At 74.2% G+C, this 1,288-nt stretch carries 2 protein-coding genes; both read left to right on the top strand.

Annotated features, from left to right (window positions below; genetic code table 11):
• The coding region (locus ABZY91_RS01010; protein WP_355398854.1) for a hypothetical protein at window positions 1–721 on the top strand (721 nt) is incomplete at its 5' end.
• 121 nt (window positions 722–842) lie between these two features.
• Window positions 843–1,199 (top strand): GNAT family N-acetyltransferase, encoded by a 357-nt coding sequence (locus ABZY91_RS01005; RefSeq protein ID WP_355398852.1) that lies wholly within the window; start codon window positions 843–845, stop codon window positions 1,197–1,199.
• Window positions 1,200–1,288 lie beyond the last annotated feature (89 nt).

Below are 1,288 nucleotides of genomic sequence, written 5' to 3'. Positions count from 1 at the left end.
CGGTCAGATCGTCGGCTATCGCGTGAACGGCAGGGACTACCCGATCACCATGGCCAACGCCAAGCGGGCGCTGAACGTGGCCCACTGCGCGCGGCGGTTCGGCCGCGACAGCACCTTCACGGCGTACGAGCTGTCGAAGTTCGGCGACGAGACCGGCCTGCCGCCGCACGCCCCGATCACCTGGTGGATCGCGCGCGGCGTCGACCGGTTCGTCCGGAAGGACGCGAACGCCGCCGAGTGGGCGGTGACGGTCACCGCTGCCGAGGCGCCGGTGCCGACGGTCAAGAGGCCCGCAGGGCGCGCCTACGCCGCGCTCGGCGAGGCCTTGAAGGGGTGCGAGTCGTGCCGGCCGGTGGGCAGGGCTGCCGAGCGGGCGTTGCGCCGCGGCGGCCTGGCCCTGGAGCAGGCCGGGAAGGCACTCGGCGAGGCGGAGGCCGGTGAGCTCATGACGACACTGCGGGACCACGCCCGGCTCGCCCAGGAGGCGGCCGGATCCGCGGAGGCCCTGTTCCTCGCGGCCTGCGACGCCGCCGACGAGGCCCGCCGGAAGGGGACCGAACTCGACGTGATCCGGGAGGGCTGGGCCGCCGAGCACTGCCTGGGCCTGGTGGCGCAGGTCGGCGAGAAGGCCGCCGAGGCCACCGGCCACCTCGACCGGGCCGAGAGGATCCAGCAGGAGCTGGACCGGCAGGCCGAACGCTGGGCCCGCCGCGCCGGATAGCCCGGCAGCGCCTGGGAGTAAGGGGACCGAAAGGGCCACATTCGATGCACTCTTCATGGTAGCCTTTCTCTTGTCAGGCCGGGTGGCTCCCGGGCGGCAATCGGACCGCAGGAGAGAGCACATGAGCATTGTCATGAACGCAGGTCACCCCGGCGCCCAGGCGACCGGGCCCGCCGTGGAGATCGTCTACGAGAGCTTCGACTACGCGCCCGCCCGGATCACCTGCGGCTTCGCGGTGGAAGGCTGCCACGGCGTGAGTGCCGTGACGGCCGGAGGGGTGCGGGTGGGTTCGCTGCTGTGGGACCGCGAGGACGGCATGGTCTGGTGGGTCGGCGTGCGCGGGACGTTCCGCCGCAACGGCATCGCCACGGCCATGTGGCGACTGGCCTGCGAGAAGGCCGAGACCCAGGGCTGGACCCGCCCCGTCCACAGCGACGTCCTGACGGCCTACGGGCAGGCCTGGATCGCCTCCCTGTGAACCCTCCGGGGGGGGGGGGGGGGCGGGGGCCGCCCCCCCCCCCCCCCCCCCCCCCCCCCCCCGGGGCCCCCCCCCCCCCCGAAGGGTGG

This window comes from Kitasatospora sp. NPDC002965, from assembly GCF_040611255.1.
Taxonomy (GTDB): domain Bacteria; phylum Actinomycetota; class Actinomycetes; order Streptomycetales; family Streptomycetaceae; genus Kitasatospora.
The sequence above is the reverse complement of the archived record's forward strand: the minus strand, read 5'-3'. Positions and strand labels throughout refer to the sequence as shown.